Origin of the sequence: Microbacterium daqui, from assembly GCF_050408675.1 — a bacterium.
Lineage (GTDB): Bacteria > Actinomycetota > Actinomycetes > Actinomycetales > Microbacteriaceae > Microbacterium.
Map to the genome: position 1 here is coordinate 123,505 of NZ_JBNTKF010000002.1, position 24,339 is coordinate 147,843.

Annotated in this window: 32 protein-coding genes; 30 read left to right on the forward strand and 2 right to left on the reverse strand. The window is 63.5% G+C overall.

Going from position 1 to position 24,339, the window contains the following annotated elements:
• Positions 1-14: 14 nt before the first annotated feature.
• The 21 genes from rplN (at position 15) to ACQUSY_RS01945 (ending at position 12,648) form a co-directional block, all read left to right on the forward strand.
• On the forward strand, positions 15-383 hold the full coding sequence (rplN, locus tag ACQUSY_RS01845) for a 50S ribosomal protein L14 (RefSeq protein WP_428902821.1): 369 nt from the start codon (positions 15-17) through the stop codon (positions 381-383).
• A gap of 2 nt (positions 384-385) precedes the next feature.
• Positions 386-745: a 50S ribosomal protein L24 gene (gene rplX, locus ACQUSY_RS01850; protein WP_428902822.1), complete on the forward strand. Its 360-nt coding sequence runs from the start codon at positions 386-388 to the stop codon at positions 743-745.
• Positions 745-1,335: a 50S ribosomal protein L5 gene (gene rplE, locus ACQUSY_RS01855; RefSeq protein WP_217336889.1), complete on the forward strand. Its 591-nt coding sequence runs from the start codon at positions 745-747 to the stop codon at positions 1,333-1,335. Before rplX ends, rplE begins: the two co-directional genes overlap by 1 nt.
• 156 nt (positions 1,336-1,491) lie before the next feature.
• Positions 1,492-1,890, forward strand: coding sequence for a 30S ribosomal protein S8 (gene rpsH / locus ACQUSY_RS01860; RefSeq protein ID WP_428902823.1), 399 nt, complete (start codon positions 1,492-1,494; stop codon positions 1,888-1,890).
• 6 nt (positions 1,891-1,896) lie between these two features.
• Positions 1,897-2,433 carry a 50S ribosomal protein L6 gene (gene rplF, locus ACQUSY_RS01865; protein ID WP_428902824.1) on the forward strand — a complete coding sequence of 179 codons (537 nt, stop codon included), beginning with the start codon at positions 1,897-1,899 and terminating at the stop codon, positions 2,431-2,433.
• A gap of 2 nt (positions 2,434-2,435) precedes the next feature.
• Entirely contained in the window at positions 2,436-2,795 is a 360-nt protein-coding gene (gene rplR, locus ACQUSY_RS01870) for a 50S ribosomal protein L18 (RefSeq protein WP_147825086.1), read from the forward strand.
• A gap of 20 nt (positions 2,796-2,815) precedes the next feature.
• Positions 2,816-3,493 carry a 30S ribosomal protein S5 gene (gene rpsE, locus ACQUSY_RS01875; RefSeq protein ID WP_367948806.1) on the forward strand — a complete coding sequence of 226 codons (678 nt, stop codon included), beginning with the start codon at positions 2,816-2,818 and terminating at the stop codon, positions 3,491-3,493.
• On the forward strand, positions 3,493-3,678 hold the full coding sequence (gene rpmD / locus ACQUSY_RS01880; RefSeq protein WP_018171461.1) for a 50S ribosomal protein L30: 186 nt from the start codon (positions 3,493-3,495) through the stop codon (positions 3,676-3,678). The genes rpsE and rpmD overlap by 1 nt, the downstream gene beginning before the upstream one ends.
• Complete coding sequence (rplO, locus tag ACQUSY_RS01885; protein ID WP_428902825.1) at positions 3,678-4,232, forward strand: 50S ribosomal protein L15; 555 nt, start codon at positions 3,678-3,680, stop codon at positions 4,230-4,232. The genes rpmD and rplO overlap by 1 nt, the downstream gene beginning before the upstream one ends.
• 92 nt (positions 4,233-4,324) lie before the next feature.
• Positions 4,325-5,662: a preprotein translocase subunit SecY gene (gene secY / locus ACQUSY_RS01890; protein WP_428902942.1), complete on the forward strand. Its 1,338-nt coding sequence runs from the start codon at positions 4,325-4,327 to the stop codon at positions 5,660-5,662.
• Positions 5,659-6,270, forward strand: coding sequence for an adenylate kinase (locus ACQUSY_RS01895; protein ID WP_428902826.1), 612 nt, complete (start codon positions 5,659-5,661; stop codon positions 6,268-6,270). Before secY ends, ACQUSY_RS01895 begins: the two co-directional genes overlap by 4 nt.
• A gap of 3 nt (positions 6,271-6,273) precedes the next feature.
• Entirely contained in the window at positions 6,274-7,119 is an 846-nt protein-coding gene (gene map / locus ACQUSY_RS01900) for a type I methionyl aminopeptidase (protein ID WP_428902827.1), read from the forward strand.
• A gap of 8 nt (positions 7,120-7,127) precedes the next feature.
• Positions 7,128-7,829, forward strand: a complete 702-nt coding sequence (locus ACQUSY_RS01905; RefSeq protein WP_428902828.1) for a DsbA family protein — start codon at positions 7,128-7,130, stop codon at positions 7,827-7,829.
• Positions 7,830-7,973: 144 nt separating this feature from the next.
• A complete protein-coding gene (locus ACQUSY_RS01910; protein WP_428902829.1) occupies positions 7,974-8,261 on the forward strand; it encodes a hypothetical protein in 288 nt (95 codons plus the stop codon).
• Positions 8,262-8,430: 169 nt separating this feature from the next.
• Complete coding sequence (gene infA, locus ACQUSY_RS01915; RefSeq protein ID WP_116648310.1) at positions 8,431-8,652, forward strand: translation initiation factor IF-1; 222 nt, start codon at positions 8,431-8,433, stop codon at positions 8,650-8,652.
• A gap of 58 nt (positions 8,653-8,710) precedes the next feature.
• Positions 8,711-8,827, forward strand: a complete 117-nt coding sequence (rpmJ, locus tag ACQUSY_RS01920) for a 50S ribosomal protein L36 (protein WP_071644008.1) — start codon at positions 8,711-8,713, stop codon at positions 8,825-8,827.
• A 138-nt stretch (positions 8,828-8,965) separates the two neighbouring features.
• Entirely contained in the window at positions 8,966-9,343 is a 378-nt protein-coding gene (rpsM, locus tag ACQUSY_RS01925) for a 30S ribosomal protein S13 (RefSeq protein WP_428902830.1), read from the forward strand.
• 27 nt (positions 9,344-9,370) lie between these two features.
• Positions 9,371-9,769: a 30S ribosomal protein S11 gene (gene rpsK, locus ACQUSY_RS01930; RefSeq protein ID WP_428902831.1), complete on the forward strand. Its 399-nt coding sequence runs from the start codon at positions 9,371-9,373 to the stop codon at positions 9,767-9,769.
• Between the two features lie 117 nt (positions 9,770-9,886).
• Positions 9,887-10,867 carry a DNA-directed RNA polymerase subunit alpha gene (locus tag ACQUSY_RS01935; RefSeq protein ID WP_428902832.1) on the forward strand — a complete coding sequence of 327 codons (981 nt, stop codon included), beginning with the start codon at positions 9,887-9,889 and terminating at the stop codon, positions 10,865-10,867.
• A 43-nt stretch (positions 10,868-10,910) separates the two neighbouring features.
• Entirely contained in the window at positions 10,911-11,447 is a 537-nt protein-coding gene (rplQ, locus tag ACQUSY_RS01940) for a 50S ribosomal protein L17 (protein ID WP_428902833.1), read from the forward strand.
• 169 nt (positions 11,448-11,616) lie between these two features.
• The gene (locus tag ACQUSY_RS01945; RefSeq protein ID WP_428902834.1) at positions 11,617-12,648 is read left to right on the forward strand and encodes a GNAT family N-acetyltransferase; all 1,032 of its coding nucleotides are present in this window, start codon (positions 11,617-11,619) and stop codon (positions 12,646-12,648) included.
• A gap of 3 nt (positions 12,649-12,651) precedes the next feature.
• Here ACQUSY_RS01945 and ACQUSY_RS01950 read toward each other — a convergent pair whose 3' ends face one another.
• Complete coding sequence (locus ACQUSY_RS01950; RefSeq protein ID WP_428902835.1) at positions 12,652-13,488, reverse strand: MaoC/PaaZ C-terminal domain-containing protein; 837 nt, start codon at positions 13,486-13,488, stop codon at positions 12,652-12,654.
• A gap of 165 nt (positions 13,489-13,653) precedes the next feature.
• On the opposite strand from ACQUSY_RS01950, the gene ACQUSY_RS01955 reads away from it, so the two are divergent.
• Genes ACQUSY_RS01955 through ACQUSY_RS01970 form a run of 4 tightly spaced genes read left to right on the forward strand, consistent with a single transcriptional unit; the run spans position 13,654 to position 16,903 of the window.
• Positions 13,654-14,814, forward strand: coding sequence for an acyl-CoA dehydrogenase family protein (locus ACQUSY_RS01955; protein WP_428902836.1), 1,161 nt, complete (start codon positions 13,654-13,656; stop codon positions 14,812-14,814).
• 5 nt (positions 14,815-14,819) lie between these two features.
• On the forward strand, positions 14,820-15,413 hold the full coding sequence (locus ACQUSY_RS01960) for an FAS1-like dehydratase domain-containing protein (protein WP_428902837.1): 594 nt from the start codon (positions 14,820-14,822) through the stop codon (positions 15,411-15,413).
• Between the two features lie 3 nt (positions 15,414-15,416).
• Entirely contained in the window at positions 15,417-16,505 is a 1,089-nt protein-coding gene (locus ACQUSY_RS01965) for an acyl-CoA dehydrogenase family protein (RefSeq protein WP_428902838.1), read from the forward strand.
• Positions 16,502-16,903, forward strand: a complete 402-nt coding sequence (locus ACQUSY_RS01970) for a MaoC family dehydratase (RefSeq protein ID WP_428902839.1) — start codon at positions 16,502-16,504, stop codon at positions 16,901-16,903. Before ACQUSY_RS01965 ends, ACQUSY_RS01970 begins: the two co-directional genes overlap by 4 nt.
• A 93-nt stretch (positions 16,904-16,996) precedes the next feature.
• Here the strand turns inward: ACQUSY_RS01970 and ACQUSY_RS01975 are convergent, their stop codons facing one another.
• Positions 16,997-17,905, reverse strand: a complete 909-nt coding sequence (locus tag ACQUSY_RS01975) for an SDR family NAD(P)-dependent oxidoreductase (RefSeq protein WP_428902840.1) — start codon at positions 17,903-17,905, stop codon at positions 16,997-16,999.
• Between the two features lie 223 nt (positions 17,906-18,128).
• Between ACQUSY_RS01975 and ACQUSY_RS01980 the strand changes: the two genes are divergently transcribed.
• From ACQUSY_RS01980 to ACQUSY_RS02000, 5 genes are all read left to right on the forward strand, one after another.
• Entirely contained in the window at positions 18,129-18,551 is a 423-nt protein-coding gene (locus tag ACQUSY_RS01980; RefSeq protein ID WP_428902841.1) for a Zn-ribbon domain-containing OB-fold protein, read from the forward strand.
• The gene (locus ACQUSY_RS01985) at positions 18,548-19,732 is read left to right on the forward strand and encodes a lipid-transfer protein (RefSeq protein WP_428902842.1); all 1,185 of its coding nucleotides are present in this window, start codon (positions 18,548-18,550) and stop codon (positions 19,730-19,732) included. Before ACQUSY_RS01980 ends, ACQUSY_RS01985 begins: the two co-directional genes overlap by 4 nt.
• Positions 19,729-21,930 (forward strand): acyl-CoA dehydrogenase family protein, encoded by a 2,202-nt coding sequence (locus ACQUSY_RS01990; RefSeq protein WP_428902843.1) that lies wholly within the window; start codon positions 19,729-19,731, stop codon positions 21,928-21,930. The genes ACQUSY_RS01985 and ACQUSY_RS01990 overlap by 4 nt, the downstream gene beginning before the upstream one ends.
• A complete protein-coding gene (locus tag ACQUSY_RS01995; RefSeq protein WP_428902844.1) occupies positions 21,927-22,520 on the forward strand; it encodes a PaaI family thioesterase in 594 nt (197 codons plus the stop codon). The genes ACQUSY_RS01990 and ACQUSY_RS01995 overlap by 4 nt, the downstream gene beginning before the upstream one ends.
• A 111-nt stretch (positions 22,521-22,631) precedes the next feature.
• Positions 22,632-24,284 (forward strand): ABC transporter substrate-binding protein, encoded by a 1,653-nt coding sequence (locus tag ACQUSY_RS02000; RefSeq protein ID WP_428902845.1) that lies wholly within the window; start codon positions 22,632-22,634, stop codon positions 24,282-24,284.
• Positions 24,285-24,339 lie beyond the last annotated feature (55 nt).

Sequence of the window (24,339 nt, forward strand, 5' to 3'; positions counted from 1 at the left end):
TAAGGGAGTAACAAGTGATTCAGACTGAATCCCGCCTCAAGGTCGCCGACAACACCGGTGCGAAGGAACTGCTCACGATCCGTGTTCTCGGTGGCTCCGGCCGTCGTTACGCGGGCCTGGGTGACGTCATCGTCGCTACGGTCAAGGACGCAATCCCCGGCGGAAACGTGAAGAAGGGTGACGTCGTTAAGGCGGTCGTCGTCCGCACGAAGAAGCACACGCGCCGTCAGGACGGCTCGTACATCAAGTTCGACGAGAACGCTGCCGTCATCCTGAAGAACGACGGGGAGCCCCGCGGCACCCGTATCTTCGGACCGGTCGGTCGCGAGCTTCGTGACAAGAAGTTCATGAAGATCGTCTCGCTGGCACCGGAGGTTATCTGATCATGGCGAAGATCAAGAAGGGTGACCTCGTTCAGGTCATCACGGGCGCTAAGCCCGAGCGCGGCGGCGACCGCGGCAAGCAGGGTAAGGTCCTCGAGATCTTCACCGAGCAGAACCGCATCATCGTTGAAGGCGTGAACTACATCACGAAGCACTCGCGTGTTGGTCAGTCGCAGCGCGGCACCAAGACCGGTGGCATCGAAACGATGGAAGCACCCATCCACATTTCGAACGTTGCCCTCGTTGACCCCTCGACGAAGAAGACCACCAAGGTCGGACACCGCGTTGAGGAGCAGACGAAGGACGGCGTCAAGCGCACGGTTCGCGTGCGTTTCGCAAAGAAGAGCGGTAAGGACCTCTGATGAGCAACGCAACTGCTGCGACTGCTGGCAAGATCCAGCCGCGCCTCAAGCAGAAGTACAACGCCGAGATCAAGAAGGCGATGCAGGACGAATTCGGCTACGAAAACGTCATGCAGATTCCCGGCCTGGTCAAGGTTGTTGTAAATACCGGTGTTGGTGAAGCCGCTCGTGACTCTAAGGTCATCGATGGTGCTGTCGCCGACCTGACCGCAATCACCGGTCAGAAGCCGATCGTCACCAAGGCAAAGAAGTCCATCGCACAGTTCAAGCTGCGCGAAGGTCAGGCAATTGGTGCACACGTCACGCTCCGTGGCGACCGTGCATGGGAATTTGTCGACCGCCTGGTTTCGCTCGCACTGCCCCGTATCCGCGACTTCCGCGGTCTCTCGGGCAAGCAGTTCGACGGCAACGGTAACTACACGTTCGGTCTGCAGGAGCAGTCGGTCTTCCACGAGATCGACCAGGACAAGATCGACCGCGTTCGCGGTTTCGACATCACTGTCGTGACCACGGCGAAGACGGATGACGAGGGTCGCGCTCTGCTGCGTCACCTCGGATTCCCCTTCCGCGCTGACGACGCTCAGGCGTAATTAGCTCGGTTTAAACGCCGAAGATTACTCTCACCGGTTGCCCACGTGTCACAACGTGGGCAACCGGCATGAGAGGATAGATCTTTGGTATCCACCACCACAGGTCGGCTCGCGTGTAACGCGGCGTCGAAACCTGGTGAACAAAGGAAATAACACATGACAATGACAGACCCGGTCGCAGATATGCTGACCCGTCTGCGCAACGCGAACTCGGCGCACCACGACTCAGTGACCATGCCGTCGAGCAAGCTCAAGACGCACGTTGCCGATATCCTCAAGTCTGAGGGTTTCATCGCAGGGTGGGAGGTTTCTGACGCACGCGTTGGTAAGAACCTCACGCTGACGCTGAAGTACGGCCAGAACCGTGAGCGCTCGATCGTTGGTATCAAGCGCGTTTCGAAGCCCGGTCTTCGCGTTTACGCAAAGTCGACCGAACTTCCCAAGGTTCTCGGTGGCCTCGGTATCGCCATTCTGTCCACCTCCTCTGGCCTCCTCACGGACCGCCAGGCTGAGAACAAGGGTGTAGGTGGGGAAGTCCTCGCCTACGTTTGGTGATCACTTATGTCACGTATCGGACGTCTTCCCATTAGCATTCCGGCCGGAGTGACCGTTTCGGTCGACGGCTCGGCAGTCTCGGTTAAGGGCCCGAAGGGCGAGCTCGTTCTCAACGTAGCTAGCCCCATCGAGGTCTCGGTCGAGGACAACCAGGTTGTGGTTTCGCGCCCCGACGACGAGCGCGAGTCGCGTTCGCTGCACGGCCTGACCCGCACCCTGATTCACAACGACATCATCGGCGTCACCGAGGGTTACTCCAAGGGCCTTGAGGTTGTCGGAACCGGTTACCGCGTCGCTCAGAAGGGCACCTCGGTAGAGTTCGCCCTCGGCTTCTCGCACCCGGTCATCGTTGAGGCACCCGCGGGCATCACGCTCACGGTTGAGGGCAACAACAAGCTCACCGTCACCGGCATCTCGAAGCAGGCCGTCGGTGAAGCTGCAGCGAACATTCGCAAGATCCGTAAGCCTGAGCCCTACAAGGGCAAGGGTGTGCGTTACGCAGGCGAGGTCGTTCGTCGCAAGGCCGGAAAGGCTGGTAAGTAACCATGGCTGTGAAGTCGAAGTCAGTCGCACGTGCACGTCGTCACGCGCGTCTTCGCAAGCACATCGTTGGTACGGCAGAGCGTCCGCGCCTCGTTGTAACCCGTTCGGCACGTCACGTGTTCGTCCAGATCGTCGACGACAGCAAGGGTCACACCCTCGTTTCGGCATCGACGCTCGAGACCGACCTTCGTGCAAACGACGGTGACAAGACCGCAAAGGCACGCAAGGTTGGGGAACTCCTCGCCGAGCGCGCAAAGGCTGCCGGTATCGAGGCAGTTGTGTTCGACCGTGGCGGTAACCGCTACGCCGGCCGCGTTGCAGCAATTGCAGACGGCGCCCGCGAGGGAGGGTTGAACCTGTGAGCGAAAACAAGGAGACCGAAGTGACTGAAGTCACTCAGGCAGCAGCAACCGAGGTTGCAGCAGCCGAGGCGACGACCGAGCGTGAGCCCCGTGAGGCTCGCCGCGGCGGTCGCGAGCGTAACCCGAACCGTGACCGCGGTTCGCGTGACCGTGCCGAAAGCCAGTTCCTCGAGCGTGTTGTCACCATCAACCGCGTTTCGAAGGTCGTCAAGGGTGGTCGTCGCTTTAGCTTCACCGCTCTCGTCGTTGTCGGTGACGGCAACGGTGTTGTCGGCGTCGGATACGGCAAGGCACGCGAAGTTCCTCTTGCTATCTCGAAGGGTGTGGAAGACGCCAAGCGCAACTTCTTCCGCGTTCCTCGCGTAGCATCGTCGATCCCGCACCCCGTCCAGGGTGAGGCAGCAGCAGGCGTTGTCCTGCTCCGCCCGGCAGCAGCTGGTACCGGTGTTATCGCCGGTGGTCCGGTTCGCGCCGTCCTCGAGTGCGCAGGCGTCCACGACGTTCTGTCGAAGTCGCTCGGTTCGTCGAACACGATCAACATCGTTCACGCAACGGTTGACGCACTGAAGCAGCTGGAAGAGCCGCGCGCTGTCGCAGCTCGTCGTGGTCTCGACTACGACCAGGTTGTTCCCGCCAAGATCCTCAAGATCGAAGCACGCGTTGCTAAGGCTGCTGCGGAAGCAAAGGTAGGTGCCTGATGGCTGCACGTCTTAAGGTGACCCAGGTTAAGTCCAAGGTGAGCGAGAAGCAGAACCAGCGCGACACGCTGCGTTCGCTGGGCCTCAAGCGGATCGGCGACTCGGTCGTTCGTCCGGACGACGCTCAGACGCGCGGCTACGTGCGCACTGTTGCTCACCTCGTCAAGGTTGAGGAGATCGACTAATGGCTGAAAAGAAGGACGAGACCGTAGCAACGGTCGAGGCCCCCGCCAAGAAGACGGCGGCTAAGAAGCCTGCCGCGAAGAAGCCTGCTGCCAAGGCTGAGGCTACGGCCTCGCGCCCCGGCGTGCTCAAGGTTCACCACCTCCGCCCCGTTCCCGGAGCACACACCGCAAAGACCCGTGTTGGTCGCGGTGAGGGCTCGAAGGGTAAGACGGCCGGCCGTGGTACCAAGGGTACGAAGGCTCGTTACCAGGTCAAGGTTGGGTTCGAGGGTGGCCAGATGCCGCTCCACATGCGTACGCCTAAGCTGCGCGGCTTCAAGAACCCGTTCCGTGTTGAGTACCAGGTTGTAAACCTGGACAAGCTCACGGAGCTGTACCCCAACGGTGGCGACGTCACCATTGCTGACCTGGTCGCAAAGGGTGCTGTTCGCAAGAACGAGAAGGTGAAGGTCCTCGGCAACGGCGACATCACCGTTAAGCTGAATGTCCAGGTAGACAAGGTCTCGAGCTCGGCTGAGCAGAAGATTGTTGCTGCAGGTGGTTCGGTAGCCTAAGCCTCATGGCTTACGCTGAGTGACGGGCGGTCGGAGTCTCCAGACTCCGACCGCCCGCACTGCCACCGCCTTGCTCGTCAGGAGGAATGCTTTTGTTTAGCGCCATCGCGCGGATCTTCCGTACGCCCGACCTTCGTCGGAAGATCGGTTTCACCCTGGCGATCATCGCCATCTATCGACTGGGTGCGCACATTCCTGCGCCATTCGTCGACTACGCAAACGTTCAGGACTGTATTGCCCTGAACTCCGGCACCTCCGGTGAGGGTGGTCCGGTAAACCTCATGTCCATCGTGAACATGTTCTCCGGCGGAGCCCTGCTCCAGCTGTCGATCTTCGCGCTGGGTGTGATGCCGTACATCACGGCAACGATCATCACGCAGCTTCTGCGTGTGGTCATCCCACACTTTGAGGCTCTCCACAAGGAGGGTCAGGCGGGTCAGACCAAGCTGACGCAGTACACGCGTTACCTGACCATCGCCCTCGCGCTGCTGCAGTCGACGACGCTTATCACCGTCGCCCGCACCGGCCAACTCTTCGGTAACGCTGGTGGTCCGTGCGCAGAGCTGCTCACGAACCAGGAGTGGTACGCCCAGCTGATGATGATCATCACGCTGACGGCCGGTACCGGTCTGATTATGTGGTTCGCAGAGCTCGTGACGGAGCGCGGTATCGGTAACGGTATGTCGCTGCTCATCTTCACGTCGATCGCAGCCACGTTCCCCGGCGCCATGGGTGTCATCTGGGCAACCAAGGGCTTCGAGACCTTCCTGCTCGTCATCCTCGTCGGCGTCCTGATCGTCGCGCTCGTCGTCTTCGTTGAGCAGTCGCAGCGCCGCATTCCGGTGCAGTACGCGAAGCGCATGGTTGGCCGCCGCACCGTTGGCGGCACCAACACGTACATCCCGATCAAGGTGAACATGGCCGGTGTTGTGCCTGTCATCTTCGCATCGTCGCTGCTGTACATCCCCGCGCTTATCGCGCAGTTCAACCAGCCTGCTCCGGGTGAAGAGCCGGCACCGTGGGTGACGTTCATCGCGCAGTACCTGACGACGGGTGACAGCCCGCTGTACATGGCTGTCTACTTCCTGCTGATCGTCGGCTTCACCTACTTCTACGTTGCCATCACGTTCAACCCTGTTGAGGTTGCTGACAACATGAAGAAGTACGGCGGCTTCATCCCGGGTATCCGCGCAGGTCGTCCGACCGCTGAGTACCTCGAGTACGTACTCACGCGCATCACTTTCCCTGGTTCCATCTACCTCGGCATCGTGGCTCTCATCCCGTTCATCGCCCTCGCGACGGTTGGCGCTAACCAGAACTTCCCGTTCGGTGGCGCGTCGATCCTGATCATGGTTGGTGTCGGTCTCGAGACCGTTAAGCAGATCGATGCACAGCTGCAACAGCGTCACTACGAAGGGCTTCTGCGATGACCACCGCTTCCGCACGCTTTTTGATTGTTGGCCCGCAAGGTTCCGGCAAGGGCACCCAGGGCATTCGTATCGCCGAAGCTTTCGGTATTCCGGTGGTTTCGACGGGCGACATCTTCCGCGCCAACATCAAGGGCGGCACGGAGCTCGGCAAGAAGGTTCAGGAGATCACCGCGCGCGGCGACCTCGTGTCTGACGAGCTGACCGGTGACCTGGTTCGCGACCGTCTGTCGGAAGATGACGCTGCGACGGGCTTCCTGCTCGATGGCTACCCGCGCAACCGCGCTCAGGTTGGTGACCTCGACGAGTTCCTCGGCGGCCGTGGTGAAGCGCTTGACGCCGTCATCGAGCTCGCCGTTCCGCGTGAAGAGTCGATCGCTCGTATCGCACTGCGTGCGGCTGAGCAGGGTCGTGAAGACGACACTCCTGACGCCATCGCAAAGCGCCTCGACATCTACGAGAAGGAGACCGCTCCGATTCTCGAGGTGTACGGCGTGCGCGGCATCGTCGACACGATCGACGGTGTGGGCTCGCTCGACGAGATCACCGAGCGCATCTTTGCTGCTCTTGCTGCTCGCGGCCTGACCGCGTCCGCTGACGCTGACGCGTAACCCGTGTTCCGAAAGTCCATCTACAAGTCGTCCGCCCAGCTGCGGGCAATGGTAGAACCTGGCCTCATCACCGCGGCAGCGCTGGATGCTGTCGCGGAGATGATCCGCCCGGGCGTTACGACTCTCGAGCTGGATGCCGCTGCTGAAGCGGTCATTCGCCTCCGCGGTGCAGAACCCAACTTCATGTTGGTTCCGGGTTATTTCCACACTGTCTGCGCTTCGGTCAATGACCAGGTGGTACACGGCATTCCCACCGATCGCGTGTTGCAGGCTGGCGACATCGTGTCGATTGACTGCGGTGCACAGTTCAACGGCTGGAGCGGCGACTCAGCCCGCACGTTCATCGTGCCGGGCGAGGCGAACGTGCAAGACGTCGCCGAGCGCCAGGAGTTGTCTGATGTGACCGAAGGGTCGCTGTGGGCCGGCATTGCCGCGATGGCGACGGCCGATCGCATCGGCGAGATCTCGGCTGCGATCGAGGACTACATCGTCGCGCGTCCGTTCTCCCGCACAGGTAAGCCGTTCGGCATTCTGCGCGAGTATGTCGGCCACGGCATCGGCCGCAAGATGCACGAGGCGCCGACCGTCTTCAACTACCGCACGCCTGAGCGTGGCGAGGTTGTTAAGCCTGGTCTGGTGCTGGCAATCGAGCCCATGGTGACCAGTGGTTCCGAAGCCACCTTCGTTGAAGACGACGAGTGGACGGTAACAACTATTGATGGATCCATGGGTTCGCACTGGGAACACAGTGTCGCTGTGCACGAGAATGGTATTTGGGTACTGACTGCGGCCGATGGCGGTGCCGCAGGACTCGCTCCGTTTGGTATTACCCCGACTCCGATTAGCTAGGGAGAGACATGGCTAAGCCCGCTGTAAAGAAGACGAACTGGTTCGCGATCTGGACGAGCATTGGTGTGGTTGTCGCCGTTGTAGCGATCGCGGTGGTGGTTGTGTTCAGCAACCAGGCCGCGAACAAGCTGCCGGCTGAGAACATCCCGGCTGCAGTCGACACCGAGACCGGTGCGGTCACGATCGGAAACGGCGAAGACACCGTTTCGGTGTTCGTCGACTTCATGTGCCCGAACTGCAAGAACTTCGAGACGAACTTCGGCGGTGACCTGCGCGACCTCGCGAAGAGCGACAACATCTCGCTCGGCATTCATGCCGTGAGCATCCTCGACAACGCGTCGAAGGGTACGAAATACTCGACCCGTGCCGCGAACGCGTTCTACTGCGTCGCTGAGGAGAAGCCTGAGCTCACCATGAGCTACATGGACGCGCTCTTCGCTAAGCAGCCGGCTGAAGGCACGACCGGTCTGTCGGACGAGCGTCTCATCGAACTCGCTTCGGGCCTCGGCGTTGACATCAAGGCCTGCCAGACCGATCAGACGTTCGCTGACTTCGTCACCAAGCAGACGCGCAACAACATGCCGCGCAACCCGCAAGACCAGGGCCTTTACACGCCCACCGTCTTGATTAACGACGAATACACGCAGCTCAGCACGCTGACCCCGACGTTCTTCACAGACATGTTCGGCGGCGCAGCCAAGAGCGAGTAACGCTTTCGGTTCTCGGGCTTCGGCTCTGGGGCCTCTGGGCGGGGGATGGGTTTTCCATCGCGACATTTTCTGGTTCTGGCGACAACGGTGACCTGCGGATCGCGGAGGCGGGGGAGCGGAACCAGAAATGCGGGGGCGCGCCGGTTGAATTGCGCAAGGGAACGGTACACCGCTACCCCTCCCGCTACCGCTTCGGCAACCGCCACAGCAGCGTCGGGTGCTTCGGGCAACGCGAGCGGCGCAACCGCTGCCGCTGCTGGCAACGGAGCCAATGGTTCCGGAACCTCTGCGAACGCAGAAGCAGGTGCAAACGGCGACGACCTGGCCTTCACCGGTTCGTCCGTTTCGACGCCTCTGATCAGCGGCGCACTCGCCGTTCTGTTCGCCGGCGTGGCGTTCATGCTCATCGCACGCGTGCGTCGTACGGCATAACACACCAAAAACACAGGTACGTCAGGGCATCTCGGTTTGCCGAGATGCCCTGACGGCGTCTAGTATAGATCTTTGGTGCCATGTGCCTTGATTTCGGCGTGTCCGAATCGGCAGGGTATCGAATTCACATCCACGCAGACCGACCGGTTTGCACATTGGTAGCGAGGCTATGGCTAAAAAAGACGGTGTCATCGAGATTGAAGGCACAATTTCCGAGGCTCTGCCCAACGCGATGTTCCGCGTTGAGCTGACCAACGGGCACAAGGTGCTTGCAACGATCTCCGGAAAGATGCGGCAGAACTACATCCGCATCATCCCCGAAGACCGTGTTGTCGTCGAGCTCAGCCCGTACGACCTCACCCGCGGTCGCATCGTTTACCGCTACCGCTAAACCGGTCGAGAAGTAACGCTTCGGCTTGCCGAAGTGAAGACAGCGAAACAGGAAAATCATGAAGGTTAACCCCTCAGTAAAGCCCATTTGCGACCACTGCCGCGTGATCCGTCGTCACGGACGCGTCATGGTGATCTGCAAGAGCAACCCGCGTCACAAGCAGCGCCAGGGCTAAGACCTGCGCGGTTCGTTCCGCTTCATAACTAAATATTTGTCATAGGTAGCATCGGATTCCGTTCGCGGAGGACACCCCGGGTGGAGGCTCGGGAATGGATGTTGCCCCATACCTCCACATACTCCACAGGAGAACCGCATGGCACGTCTTGCCGGCGTAGACATCCCGCGCGACAAGCGCGTGGTGATCGCCCTCACGTACATCTACGGCATCGGCCGTACCCGTTCGGTCGAGATCCTCAAGGCCACCGAGATCGACGAGTCGATCCGCGTTAAGGACCTTTCGGACGAGCAGCTCGTCACGCTTCGTGACTACATCGACGCAACCTACAAGGTGGAGGGTGACCTTCGCCGCGAGGTGGCAGCTGACATCCGCCGCAAGGTTGAGGTCGGATCCTACGAAGGTATCCGCCACCGTCGCGGCCTTCCGGTTCGCGGTCAGCGCACCAAGACCAACGCACGCACGCGCAAGGGTCCGAAGAAGACCGTCGCAGGCAAGAAGAAGGCCGGCCGCTAGGCCGCCCGGAAGGATTAGGAAAGAGCAATGGCTGCACCTAAGTCTGCTGCGCGTAAGCCGCGTCGCAAGGAAAAGAAGAACATCGCGCTCGGTGTTGCACACATCAAGTCGACCTTCAACAACACGATCGTTTCGATCACCGACCCGTCCGGCGCTGTCATCAGCTGGGCATCGTCGGGTGGCGTGGGCTTCAAGGGCTCGCGTAAGTCGACTCCGTACGCTGCTGGTATGGCAGCTGAAGCGGCCGCTAAGGGCGCTCAGGAGCACGGCGTGAAGAAGGTTGACGTTATGGTCAAGGGCCCGGGTTCGGGTCGCGAGACTGCAATCCGTTCGCTGCAGGCCGCAGGCCTCGAGGTCGGTTCGATCCAGGATGTGACGCCCCAGGCCCACAACGGATGCCGTCCGCCGAAGCGCCGCCGCGTCTGATGGTTTTTTGCCGCGCCAGCTTCGGCTGGCGCGGTTCCCATCCCGGCGCGAGCCGGTCAACTTAAAACCTCAACCGCAAGTGTCATATAGCGGGCACTTGATTGAAAGGAACACATAGTGCTTATTGCACAGCGTCCCACTCTTACCGAGGAGAAGATCGCGGAGTTCCGCAGCCGGTTCATCATTGAGCCGCTGGAGCCCGGATTCGGTTACACCATCGGAAACGCACTGCGCCGCAGCCTGCTTTCGTCCATCCCGGGCGCAGCAGTCACGAGCGTTCGTTTCGATGGTGTTTCGCACGAGTTCAGCACGATCCCGGGTGTGAAGGAAGATGTCACCGAGATCATCCTGAACATCAAGCAGCTGGTTCTCTCGAGCGAGCGCGACGAGCCCATCACGGCTTACCTGCGCAAGACGGGTGCGGGTGAAGTGACCGCCGCTGACATTTCGGCTCCGGCCGGTGTCGAGGTTCACAACCCCGAGCTCGTTATCGCGACGCTCAACGACACCGCGAAGTTCGAGCTGGAACTGACGATCGAGCGTGGCCGTGGCTACGTTTCGGCAACGCAGAACCGCAACGAGTTCGCTGAAGCTGGCCAGATTCCGATCGACTCGATCTACTCGCCGGTTCTCAAGGTCAGCTACCGTGTCGACGCCACCCGTGCTGGTGAGCGCACCGACTTCGACAAACTGATCCTGGACGTCGAGGCAAAGCCGTCGATTGCTCCGCGTGACGCGGTTGCTTCGGCTGGTCGCACGCTTGTCGAACTGTTCGGTCTCGCTCGCGAGCTGAACGTCGAAGCTGAAGGTATCGAAATCGGCCCGGCGCCGGTTGAGACCGTTCTCAGCAACGAGCTGTCGATGCCGATCGAAGACCTCGACCTGTCGGTTCGTTCCTACAACTGCCTGAAGCGCGAAGGCATCAACACGGTCTCGGAGCTTGTTGCTCTCAGCGAGACCCAGCTGATGAACATCCGCAACTTCGGTCAGAAGTCGGTTGATGAGGTTCGCGACAAGCTCACCTCGCTTGGTCTGTCGCTGAAGGACTCGGTGCCCGGTTTCGACGGCGCCCACTTCTACGACGGCTACGAAGACTAAGTCGCACGACTTCTTTTCAGAAATTTCCCTGGAGTAAAGAGATATGCCAAAGCCTGCAAAGGGACCCCGCCTCGGAGGCGGCCCCGCACACGAGCGTCTGCTGCTTGCAAACCTCGCTGTCGCGCTGTTCACCCACAAGTCGATTCAGACCACCGAGACCAAGGCAAAGCGCCTGCGTCCGGTCGCTGAGCGTCTCGTCACGTTCGCAAAGCGCGGCGACCTGCACGCACGTCGTCGCGTGCTGAGCATCCTCCGCAACCAGGACGCTACGCACGTCCTGTTTGCTGAGATCGCTCCGCTCGTTGCTGACCGCCCGGGTGGTTACACGCGCATCACCAAGATTGGCAACCGCAAGGGCGACAACGCTCCCATGGCTGTCATCGAGCTCGTTCTCGAGCCCGTCGCCAAGAAGGCCGCTGCAAAGCCGGCCAAGAAGGCAGCTGCTGCTCCTGCAAAGGAAGAAGCACCTGCTGAGGCCGTCGAGGAGACCGTAGAGGCTCCCGTCGAGGAGACCGTTGAGGCTCCCGTCGAGGCTGTCGAGACCGAAGCTGCTGACGCAGCTGAGGGCGACGCTAAGTAGTTCGCTTCATCACGAGGCCCTTTTCCTTCGGGAGGAGGGCCTCGTGCGTTTTCCGGGGCACCCCAGAAACGCAATATTTCTGCGACACGAGCACCGGGGGTTCCGGAACCATCAGGTGCGGCGCAGAAAGCGGCACCGGCGAGCGAATGGCTGCCGATAAACTGGGCGCATGAGTGAACTCGAGCCGTTGTCGCGCCGCATTCAGGCGCCCGCCAACCTGCCCGCCGTCGAACACCCGGCGCTGGCCGAGGTGCGCCCCGCAACGATGGCCGACCTTGAGGCCCTCATCGTGTTGACGCACGCCGCCGAGGCCATCGACCACCCGTCGTGGGCGTCACCGCGCGAAGAGGTCGAAGACCTCCTCGAAGGCCCGGGGATCGACGCCACCGTCGACACCCTCATCGGATTCGCCGCCGACGGCCGCGCACTCGCGTTTGCGAGCATCATGCCGGCCTCCAGCGCCGACACGCGCGTGCAGGTCTACACGAACGGCATCGTGCACCCCGAGGTGCGCGGGCAGGGCATCGGAACCATGCTGCTGGCGTGGGCGAAGGCCCGTGCGACCCAGCATCTCGCGACCCGCGAAGAAACCCTCCCAGCGTGGATCGCGATGTACGCGCAGGAGCGCACCACCGACGCCATTGCGATCGGGCTCGACGCGGGATTCACCGTCGAACGCTACTTCCACACGATGGAGCGCGACCTCGCCGCCGATATTCCCGACCTCGCCATCGGCGACGACGTTGAGATCGTCACCTTCACGCCGGAGCTCCGCGAAGCGACGCGCCTGGCCCGCAACGATGCGTTCCGTGATCACTGGGGGAGCCAGCCCTCGTCGCCCGAAAAGTGGGAGCGCTTCACGACCGGTGAGATCTTCCGCCCCGACCTGTCGGTTGTTGCCGTCGAACGCGGCACGACCATCGTCATCGCATTCACGCTCAGCTCGGTCAACGAAGACGACACCGAACTGCAGGGCTACCGCGCGTCGTACATCGACCTGATCGGCGTCGTGCGCGACCGCCGTGGCCAGAAGCTTGCCCCCGCTCTCATCGCTGAGGCGCTGCGTCGCGCGCGTGCTGATGGCCTCGCGAAAGCGACGCTCGACGTGGACTCATCAAGCCCGACCGGAGCCAACACCCTGTACGAGGGCATGGGGTTCACCGCGACCGACGTTGAGGTCGCGCTCGTTGTCGAGCTGTAGCGCTTACGCGTACGAGATCGCCGCGTTCTTCACGACGACGCGATCCTCGACCCACACCTTAAAGTGGGTGGCGTCGGGGGTGATCCAGTACTCGGTGCGCAGGGCGTCGCCCGCAACCACGGGAGAGCTGAACTCCGCGGTCACCTCGCGCACGGGGCGGGTCTGATCGCGGTGCAACTGAAGTTGCGCGGCGGCGATACCGAGGGTCGCGAGGCCGTGCAGAATGGGTCGGTCAAAGCCAACTTTCGCGGCCAGCGTCGGGTCAGAGTGCAACGGGTTGCGGTCACCGGTGAGGCGATAGAGCAGCGCCTGGTCGGGCCGGGTGGCGTAGTGCAGCGTGCCGTGCGGGCGCTCGTGCGGTTGCTCGGGAGCCCGCGCCGGAGCCTCGCCGCCGAAGCCACCTTCGCCGCGAATGAGGGTTGTCGTCGTGACGGTCGCGAGCACGGCGTCGGTGTCAGCGTCGTGCAGCGCGGTGTCCATCGCGACGACGGCGTGCTTGCCGGTGTCGCTGATCGACTGGATCGACCGCACCCCGTAACCAGCACCGGCGCAGGGGAGTTCCTCACTTAGCCGCACCGTGGTTCCGACGTGCAAAACCGAGCTCATCGGAAAATCGCCGGCACGTGTGAGAGACGGCCCACCGACGCGCGCCGACAGAATGACGGCGAACAGCGGCAGGGTGTGCAGCTCGACATCGATCGAGTTCTCGGTCGTGAAGGGGAGACCAGCGTCGGTCGCACCAGCGCCCACGGCGACCGCGTAAAGCATCGCATCGTCGGCAACCCACGTGAATGATCCGTCGCGATACTGCTCACCAATGTTGTGCAGGTGCATGGCCATGCGCAATCCTCCCTAACCTCGTCACTCGATTGTGGCTGAGCGAAACACCCCGGTGCCGATTTGTGCCACGCAATGGGAGCGCTCGTTGACGCCCAGACAACCCCGGGGTTGTCTGGGACTCGGAGCCGTATGGCCGCATAGCTGCACGATCAACGAGGATTACCGATGCAACTGAGAGAAACTGAAGCGCAGACACAGCTGCGTCAAGAACTTCGAAGCTACTTCGCGTCACTGCTGCCCGACGACGAGCGTCGTCTGGCCGGTTCGCAGGGTGCGAGTGGGCCGCGTTTCCGCGAGATCGTGCGCATGCTGGGTCGTGACGGCTGGCTCGGCGTCGGCTGGCCGACCGAGTACGGCGGCCGCGGCATGAGCGACCACGAGCAGTTCATCTTCTACGACGAGGTGCAGCGTGCGGGCGTTCCTTTCCCGCTCGTGACGGTCAACACCGTCGGCCCGATGCTGATGAAGTTCGGCACCGAAGAGCAAAAGCAGAAGTACCTGCCCGGCATGCTCCGCGGCGAAATCATCTTCGCGATCGGCTACACCGAGCCCTCGGCCGGTACCGACCTCGCGGCTGTGTCGACGAAGGCTGTGGCCGACGGGGACAACTGGGTCATCAACGGTTCCAAGGTCTTCACGACCGGTGGCGACACGTCTGACTACGTGTGGCTCGCATGCCGCACCGACCCCGACGTGCGCAAGCACGAGGGCATCAGCATCTTCATCGTGCCGTGTAGTGACCCCGGCTTCTCGGTCACGCCGATCAACACGGTCAGCGGACTCAACACGACCTCGACGTTCTACCAAGACATCGTCGCCACCAAGGCTGATCTCGTCGGCGAGCTCAACGGCGGCTGGGGGCTCATCACATCGCAGCTCAACCACGAGCGCCTGGCTCTCGCCGCGCTCGGCGGCCGCTCGATTCAGCTGTACGAAACGGCTCTCGCGCACGCGCAGGAGAACGGAACCATTGAGCAGCCGTGGGTGCGTCGGGAGTTTGCCCGACTGTACGCACGTTTGGAAGCGATGCGCCTGCTGAACTGGCAGCTCGTTGACGCGGTCGCGGAAGACCGCCTCACCGGTGCGGCCGCTGGTGCCGCGAAGGTCTACGGAACCGAGACTCACATTGAGGTGCAGCGCACGCTGTCGCGCATTCTCGGGCCCGAGGTCACGATTCGTCCGAACGAACCCTTCGACGTCATGCACGGCGAGGTCGAACAGCTGTCGCGTCAGGGCATCGTCAACACCTTCGGTGGTGGCGTGAACGACGTGCTGCGTGACATGGTGGCAACCGGCGTGCTCGGTCTGCCGCGCGGAAAGCGTTGAACGACATGACTGACACCGCTACCGAGCACCTGCTCTCCTTCGTCGGCGCGACGCTGATCGACAACCGTCCGGGTGTTGACGAGGTCAACGTGCCGATGATCCGCCACTGGGTTGAGGCGATGAACATGCCGTCGGCCATTCACCTCGACGCTGACGCCGCCGCAGCCACCGGCCGCTCGTCGGTCGTGGCACCGGCCGCCATGACTCAGGCCTGGGTCATGCGCGGATACGCGGCGACGGTCGATCCGGCGAAGGCTCCCGTCGACGGATTCGCCGACCTCATCGCCGCCCTCGACGCGTGCGGATACACCTCCGTTGTCGCGACCGACTCCGACTTCACGTTTGAGCGCGAATTGGTTCCGGGCGACCGCGTGAGCTACACCGAAGTCGTTGACGCGATCTCTGACGAAAAGACCACCGGCCTCGGCGTCGGACGCTTCGTCACCACCACCAAGACCTACACCGACGAAGCAGGTGAGGTCGTCGCCCGTCAGGTGTGGCGCACCCTCCGTTTCCGTCCCAAGGCGAGCGCTGGTTCCTACTCTGGCACCGCAACTGACGGTTCCGCTCCCGCTCCGACCACGCCGAAAGAAGGCTGACTCATGGATCACCTGATCGACGAAGATCTGAATGAACTCCGTCAGCTCGCCTGCATGATCATGAAGTCGGCGACCACGCCGGCACGTTTGGTCACGCTCGAGTCGCGCGGTCAGTCGCACGACGACGCGCTGTGGGCTGAGCTCGCGCAGTCGGGTGTCACGTCGGTGGCGCTGCCCGCCGAGGTCGGTGGCATGGGCTTTGACCTGACCGCGATTGCCGTGGTGCTGCGCGAGCAGGGCTACCACGTGGCGCCGCTGCCGCTGTGGACGAGCATGATCGCGCACCGCCGTCTCGCCGAGAATGACCTGGACACGTTCATGACGCTGCTCGAGGGTGCGGCGACCGGTGAGGTTCGTACGACGATTGCTCTTGAGGAGCGCGCCGGCGCCGATCTGTTTACACCGACGGTTACGGCTGTTGCTGAGGGCGACGGCTGGGTGCTCAACGGAACCAAGATTGCCGTTCCGTACAGCGACACGGCTACGCACGTGCTGGTGTCGGCTGCGACGCCGAACGGAGCCCGCGTGTTCTTGATCGACGCTGCCGCCGACGGCGTGACGTGGACGCACTCCGCCGTCACGTCGCGCGGCAAGATCGGCCGCCTGGAACTGGCATCGGTCGCTGGTGTTGCGATTGGTGCTGACGCTGAGCTCGCGGCGCTCGTGCGCGAATCGCGCATTGCGCTGGCGGCAGTGCTCGTCGGCATCGCGCGCGGTGCGCTCAAGCTGACGTCGGGTTACGTTTCGGAGCGCGAGCAGTTTGGTCGCCCGATTGGGTCGTTCCAGTCGCTGCAGCACCAGCTCGCTGACTCGTCGATTGCGATCGACGCCGCGGAGCTCGTGCTCGCGCAGGCGCTGACGGAACCAGAAAACGAGTCGGCCGCGCTGGTCGCCAGCTGGTGGGGCCGCACGTCGGCCGAAGACACCGTCTACCGCTGCCAGCACGTTCACGGCGGCATCGGCGTCGACGTGGACTACCCGATTCACCGCTTCTTCCTGTGGGGCCGCCAGTTCGCGCTGACGCTCGGCAATGTGGAGACGGATCTTGAGGCCCTCTCCGGCGTACTGATCCCCGGCGAGGTGGCAGCATGACCGCGCGTACCGATGTGACTGTCGGCGAACAGCTGCCCGAACTCGTGGTTCCGCTCAGCCGCACGCTCATCGTCGCCACCGCCATCGCGAGCCGCGACTACCAAGACGTGCACCACGACCCCGAACTCGCACGCGAGCGCGGGTCGGAAGACATCTTCATGAACATCCTCACGTCGAACGGCTTCGCCGAACGATTCGTCCGCGAATGGGCGGGGGAGGGCGCTGTCTTGCGCCGCCTGGCGCTGCGTCTCGGCGCGCCGAACTACCCCGGCGACACCATGACCTGCACCGGCTCCGTCGTCAGCATCACCGACGACGGTGTGTGCGAAGTCTCGGTGCGCTGCGAGAACTCACGTGGCGTGCACGCCGCAGGAACCGCGGTCGTACAGCTTCCCTAGGTGCCTCGAGCGCCCGACACGAACGCCCTGGCCGAGATTATCGGCCAGGGCGTTCGACGTTTGCGGGGCAGCGTGACAGAAGTGCGACGGCCCCTACGAGCGCAGGCCGGCGGCGATTTCGAGCGCTGCGAGCTCGTCGGCGAGCGTGGGGGCGGCGGGAGCCTCGTAAGCGTCGATCGCGTCAGCCAAGGAGTCGTCGTCGAACGCGGCGCCGCCGGCGGTGAAGACGTGTTCGATCGAGGGACGGGCGACGAGGGCGACCATCGCGCCGTACGCCACAAACGTGCGGCCGGTGACGGAACCAGCACGCGGCGAAGCGAGGTACGCCACGAATCGTGCGACACAGGCGGGGTCGAGAGGGTCGAAGCCTTCGGCATCGGACTCGCCAAAGACACCGGCGGTCATAGCGGTGCGGGCGCGCGGGGCGATCGCGTTCGCAGTGACGCCATACTTGCCGAGGCTACGGGCCTCAGCGACGGTCAGCGACACGATCGCGGACTTCGCGGCAGCATAGTTGGGTTGACCCGCGCTGCCGGTGAGAGCAGCTTCCGAAGCCGTGTTGATGATGCGGCCATAGGTGGTGCCACCCGTCGACTTCGCGAGTTCGCGCCAGTACGCACCGGCAGCACGGCCGAGCGCCGCGTGACCGCGGGCGTGCACGTTGAGCACGTCGTCCCACTGCTTCTGCGACATCGAAAACAGCATGCCGTCACGCGTGATGCCCGCGTTGTTCACGACAATGTCGAGGCGACCAAACGTTGACACCGCGGTCTCAACGAGGGTGTCCGAGAGATCCCAATCGCTGATGTCGCCAGATACGGCGACGGCCCGGCGACCGAGTGCCTCAATTTGAGCAATGGTCTCGGTCATGTCACCCAGATCGGTGACGACAACGTCAGCGCCACGCTCAGCGAGCGCGACGGCTTCAGCACGACCGAGACCAGCGGCAGCGCCCGTCACGATAGCAACGCGATCGGCGAGCGGAAGAGAAGACGTAGACATGGAGCTCCTTTGCTTGTGACTACAAAGTAAGAAATCCGCGGCACCGCCGCGATGCCGCTCCTACTGAGTGGCACCGGGCCGCACACTGCCCTCGTGGTTCCGCTCGCCAACTTTCTTCACGCAACAGTCCCGGTGGCTGAAACCGACCCGAATCCCGCATTCGCGCTGTGGTCTGCTGGACTCGGCCGCACTCGGCGGCCCTTCACAACGGTGTGGGAGAGATATGAACGCGCAAGCGACGGGCGTGCCCAAGCCCATCATCACGCAAGACAACTCGTTCTTCTTCGAGGCAGCGGCCGCGGGCCGGCTCGAAGTGCAGCGTTGCACGCAGTGCACCGAGTTGCGTCACCCGCCGGCACCGTGCTGCGCGTCGTGCCAGTCGTTCGAGTGGGACACCGTGACGTGCGCCATGCGCGGCACGCTGTACAGCTACACGATCGCGCACCGCCCGCAAGACTCCGCGTTCGAGTACCCGCACGCGATCGCCCTGGTTGACCTCGAAGAGGGCGTACGCATCGTCGCCGACGTCTTCGACAGCGACCACGCCGCGCTCGTCGAGGGTGCGCCCATGGAAATTGTCATTCGCGAACACGTGCACGGAACCATGTTGCCGTCGGTTCGCATCGCGCAGGAGGTCACAGAATGAAGTCGTTTAGCGGACAGGCAGCCGTTGTTGGCATCGGCGCCACCGAATTCTCGAAAGACTCCGGACGCAGCGAATGGCGCCTCGCCGCCGAGTGTGTGAACCTCGCGTTGCAAGATGCCGGCCTCACGCCGAGCGACGTTGACGGCATGGTGCTGTTCACGATGGAGAACAACCCCGAAATTGCCGTCGCTCGTGCGCTCGGCATTCCGGAGCTCAAGTTCTTCAGCCGCATCCCGCACGGTGGTGGCGCAGCCGCTGCCCCGCTGCAGCAGGCCGCCATCGCGATCGCCACCGGTATCGCTGAGGTCGTCGTCGTGTACCGCGCACTCAACGAGCGCTCCGGCCACCGCTTTGGTTCCGGCCCGCCCCCCTTCGCGTACGTGACGACCACCGACCAGGAATACCGCAACTGGATCAACCCCTACGGTCTGCTCACGCCCGCACAGCAGGAGGCCATGTTTGCCCGCCGCTACATGTGGCAGTACGGCGCAACGAGCGAAGACTTCGGTCGCGTCTCGGTGCTGAGCCGCAAGCACGCCGCGAACAACCCGAAGGCGTGGTTCTACGAGCGTCCGATCACGCTCGACGACCACCAGAACTCGGCCATGATCGCCGACCCGCTGCGTCTGCTCGACTGCTGCCAGGAGAGCGACGGCGGCCAGGCCATCGTCGTCACGAGCGTCGAGCGTGCTCGCGACCTGGTTCCGAACCCCGCCGTCATCGTGGCAGCCGCGCAGGGCATCGGCCCGCAGCAGATCTCGATGAGCAGCTACTCGCGCCGCGACATCGTCTCGATGCCTGAGGTTGAGCTCGTTGCCCGCCAACTGTGGCAGCAGGCCGGAATCACGCCGAACGACATCGACGCCGCCATTCTCTACGACGCGTTCACCCCGATGGTGCTGCTGCAGCTCGAAGAGTACGGGTTCTGCGGCCGTGGTGAGGCTCCCGCGTTCATCCGCGACGGCAACCTCGAACTCGACGGACGCCTGCCGGTCAATACGCACGGCGGCCAGCTCGGCGAAGCGTACATTCACGGCGTCAACGGCGTCGCGGAGGGCGTGCGCCTCATTCGCGGCACGAGCGTCAACCAGCCGAACAAGCGCGTCGAAAACGTGCTCGTCACGGGTGGTACCGCCGTTCCGCACTCGGCTCTCGTGCTGCGCACCGACGGCATCTCATGACGGCCACAATCGGCCTCTCCGACGAACAACAGGAGATCGCCGAGATGGTGGCGAGCGTTGCCGAACGCTTCGCCACCACGGCCGGTGACGTGCGCGAAAAGCCGTGGGCTGACGCGCCCGCTGGCGCCGAGTGGCAGACGATCGTCGAGCAGGGCCTCCACGCCATCCACCTCCCCGAGAGCGCGGATGGCGCAGGCGGCACCCTCCTCGACGCTGCGGTCGTGCTCGAACAGCTCGCCGCACACCTCCACCCCGGGCCGGTGCTCGCCACGATCTCCGCGAGCGCGGTTTGCGCGGCGGCGGAACCAACGGCTGCGGCTGCCGAGACGCTCGCGGCATTCGCCGCGGGTGCGACGGGCGCGGTCTCGGTCGCGTCGGGCATCACGGCAGAGCCGCATGCCGACGGCTGGGTGTTGAACGGAACCATCAGAGCCGTTGTCGGGGCAGCGCAGGCTGAGCACGTGGTGCTGTCAGCACGTCACGGCGACGACCTCATCTGGATCGTCACGACAGGCGCCACCGTCACCCCCGTCGCGCACACCGACATCACGCGCGGCGTTGCCGATGTGGCCCTCGACAACGTCGTCTCGAACACCGTGCTCACCGGAATTGACCTTGAGCAGGCTCGCGCGATCATCGTCGCACTCGCCGCGGCCGAGTCTGCTGGCGTGGCCGGACGCTGCGTCACGCTCGCCGTCGAGCACGCCCGTCTGCGTGAGCAGTTCGGTCGCACACTCAGCTCGTTCCAATCGATGCAGCAGCGACTCTCGCTCATGCAGGTGCGTGCCGAAAGCGCCCGCGCGGCAGCGTGGGACGCGATCAACGCGCTCGACACCGACCAGCGCGACCTCGCCGTCGCGGCAGCCGCCGTCACGACCGTCCCCGCCGCAATCGAGAATGCGGTCGAACTTGTTGTGACGCTCGGTGCGATGGGCTTCACGTGGGAGAACGACGCCCACCTGCTGTGGCGCCGCGCGCTCGCGAACGCCGCGATCGACCGCTCGACGGCCGCGTGGCAAGTGCGGCTCGGTCAGCTTGCCGAAACCGACAAGCGTGACGTGCGCCTCACTGATGACAGTGCCCACCCCGAGCTTCGTGCCGAGGTTTCGGCGGTTCTTGCGGCGACCGGCAATCGCGAACAGCGTGACAGCTCGCACGCGTGGCTGAAAGCGAGCGACATCGCGTGGCAGCAGAAGCTTGCCGACGCGGGGCTCGTCTCACCGCACCTGCCCGCGCCGTACGGCCGCGGCGCGGACCCAAGCGAGCAAGACGTTATCGCCGCCGAATTCCGGCGCGCTGGCATCGTGCCACCCGACATCGTCATCGGCAACTGGGTGCTGCCCACGATCATCACCCACGGCACCGCCGCGCAAAGTGAACGGTTCGTCGCGCCCACGCTCAGCGGAGAAATTCTCTGGTGCCAGCTCTTTTCAGAGCCGGGTGCTGGTTCCGACCTCGCGAGCGTCGCCACGCGTGCCGTGCGGGTTGACGGCGGCTGGCGACTCAGCGGCCAAAAGGTTTGGAACTCGCTCGCCGACGTCGCCCAGTGGGGTGCCGCTCTCGTGCGCACCGACACCACGGTCGCGAAGCACAAGGGCCTCAGCTACTTCCTCATCGACATGGCGTCGGAAGGCATCACGGTGCGCCCGATTCGCCAGGCGACGGGACTTGCCGAGTTCTGCGAAGTCTTTCTCGACAATGTCTTCGTGCCCGACGACTGCGTCGTAGGTGAGCCGGGGGAGGGCTGGAAGCTGGCGACCACGACTCTTGCGAACGAACGCCTGCGCATGGGTGAAGCTCTCGGCCACGGCGACTCGGCACGGTTCCGTGCCGTCATCGCTAACGCCCCCGACGACGACACGCGTGCTCTCGCCCGTGCCGCCCTCGGGCGCGCGGCAGCCCGCGAAGCCGTGCTCGCCGCCCTGACCGTGCGCGGTGCCCTGCAACGCCTACAGGGCCGCAACGCCGACAGCGAGACGAGCGTGCTCAAGGTCGCGAACATCATCGCGCAACGCGAAGGCTCGACCGACCTGATGGCCTTCATCGACCACAGCACCCCGGGTCAAGCGGCACTCACCGCCACCGACACCGCGGGCGACGTGCTCGACCACCTCGGCCTGCCCGCCGTTCTCATGGGCGGCGGAACTCCCGACATTCAACTTGGCATCATCGCGCGAAAGGTACTCGCTCTGCCATGACAGCACCCACGGTGAACACTCACCCCTACTCGGCACTCATGTCAGCCGCGCGCGACCTACTGGAGCGCGCCTCGCTCGTCGACATCTCTGAACAGAAATCGGCCGAGGTCATCGAGGCCATCGAGGCCGTGCACGACCTCCTCGGCGAACCGTCACGCGAACGCCTGCTGCGTCGCCCGTTTGACGCCGTGCAACGCGAGCGCGAGCGCGGAGCAGAGGGCCGCTGGTTTCCGACCGGATTCAACCCGGTCTATCCGCAGCCGGTGATGCGCTTTGAAGACGACCGCGTAATCGCGAACTGGCGCTCCTCAGCCTTCGAAGAAGGGCCGCCCAACAGCGTGCACGGCGGCATCAGCGCCTTCCTGATCGACGTTGTTGCCGGCGTCATGATTCAGGCGCTCGGCATCCGCGCCGTCACCGCGCAGCTCGACATGAAGTATCGCCAGCGCCTGCCGTTGGACGCGGACATTGAGATCGTCGCGCGCCTTTCGGAGGTCGACGGGCGCAAGCACTGGGTCGACGCCGAGATCATTCACGACGGTGTCAAAGCCGTCACTGCGCGGGGCCTTTTCATCACGATTGACGTTTAAGTCTCACCCAATGGCATCGGCGTTGAACCGCCTATCCGAACCTTCATACGCTGGCCGCGCGCCGACTCCGGCGAGAGGCAATGAAGCCCACCCCCAGGAGGACAGATTCACATGAAGTCACAGACCCGTACAGGCATGGTGATTGCGGCTCTCGCAATCAGCGCGCTGGTGGCTACCGGATGCTCCAACACAGCGACCCAGCCCCCGGCAGGCGGTGGCGGTAGCGGTAACGCAACCGAAGCCCCGGCCCAGAACACCTACCCCGCAACCGTTCCTGAGATGAAGGACGGCCTGCTCAAGGCAGACGAAGGCGGCGACCCGGTCCCCGGCGGCGAACTGCGCTGGGCAGCGTACGCCGAGCCGCGCTCACTCGACCCGGGCGTCACGATCGTTGCAGCCAGCACCGGTGGTGTCGAGATGCTCAACATCTTCGACTCGATCACCCGCTGGGACGTTGAGAAGGGCGAATTCGTTCCGCAGACCGCAACGAGCGTTGAGTCGAACGACACCTTCGACGAGTGGACCGTCACCCTCAATGAGGGCATCACGTTCTCGGACGGCAGCGCCTACGACGCTGCAGCCGTTAAAGCCAGCCAGGAGCGTTACGCCTCGATGCCTGCGCCGGAAGCCGGTATGTGGAAGTCGAACGTCACCGCGATTGAGGTCGTCGACCCGCTGACGATCAAGTACACGCTCAACAAGCCGTGGCCTGGCTTCCGCTCGATCCTGTCGACCGGCCCCGGCATGATTGTTGCCGCCGCAGCTGGCGTTGGCGAAACCTTCAAGCCGATCGGTGCTGGCCCCTTCACACTCGGTGAGTGGAAGGCCGCGGAATCCATCACGCTCGACGCACGTGAAGACTACTGGGGCGGTACGCCGAACCTCGAGTCGGTCACCGGCGTCTTCCTCCCGGACCCGCAGGCATCCCTCGACTCCCTCGCCGCTGGTTCCGTTGACGCAACGTTCGTGCTCCAGTCGAACTACGTACAGCAGGTGCTCGACGCTGGATACAACGGCCTCGCTTCTGGTGTGAACGGTGGCACGATCACCCTCATCAACGCACAGCCCGGCTTCCCCGGTGAAGACATCCGTGTGCGTCAGGCCATCCAGCTGGCGGTCGACGCCAAGGTTCTGATGGACCGCGCATTCGACGGTGTCGTCGAGGGAGACAACTCGCTGTTCGCTGCCGGCTCGGTCTGGGAGACCGACACCCGCGCAGCTGAGCTTAACCGCGAGAAGGCGAAGGAACTCCTGGCAGCTGCCATGGCAGACGGCTATGACGGTCACCTCGAATACCTCGACAGCAACGACCCCACCAGCCGCAACCGCGCAACGGCGCTTCAGGCACAGCTCGAAGCTGTCGGATTCACTGTCACCCTGGAACTGACGCGCACGATCGCTGACCGCATCAAGCGCATCTCGGTTGACAAGGACTACGACATCTCGGCATGGAGCATCAACCTCCGCGAGGCTGACCCGCTGCCGCGTATGGTCTCGAACATGCACTCCACCGGCACCCAGACGTACCAGACGTACACGTCGCCCGAAATGGACGCCCTCATTGAGAGCTTCCAGGTCGCCGGAACCAAGGACGAGCAGCTGGAGGTCGTTGACAAGATCCAGCAGCAGATGAACAAGGACATCCCATTCATCCCGTGGGCAAAGTTCACCGAGGTCTTCACCTGGTCGGACGACCTGCACGGTGTCAAGGGATCGAGCGCGTCGATGGTTCTCCTCGACGACGCTTGGGTCGACTCGAAGTAATACCTCTGTGGTGCCGTCGGTCTTGCGGCCGGCGGCACCACACCTTATCCGTAAC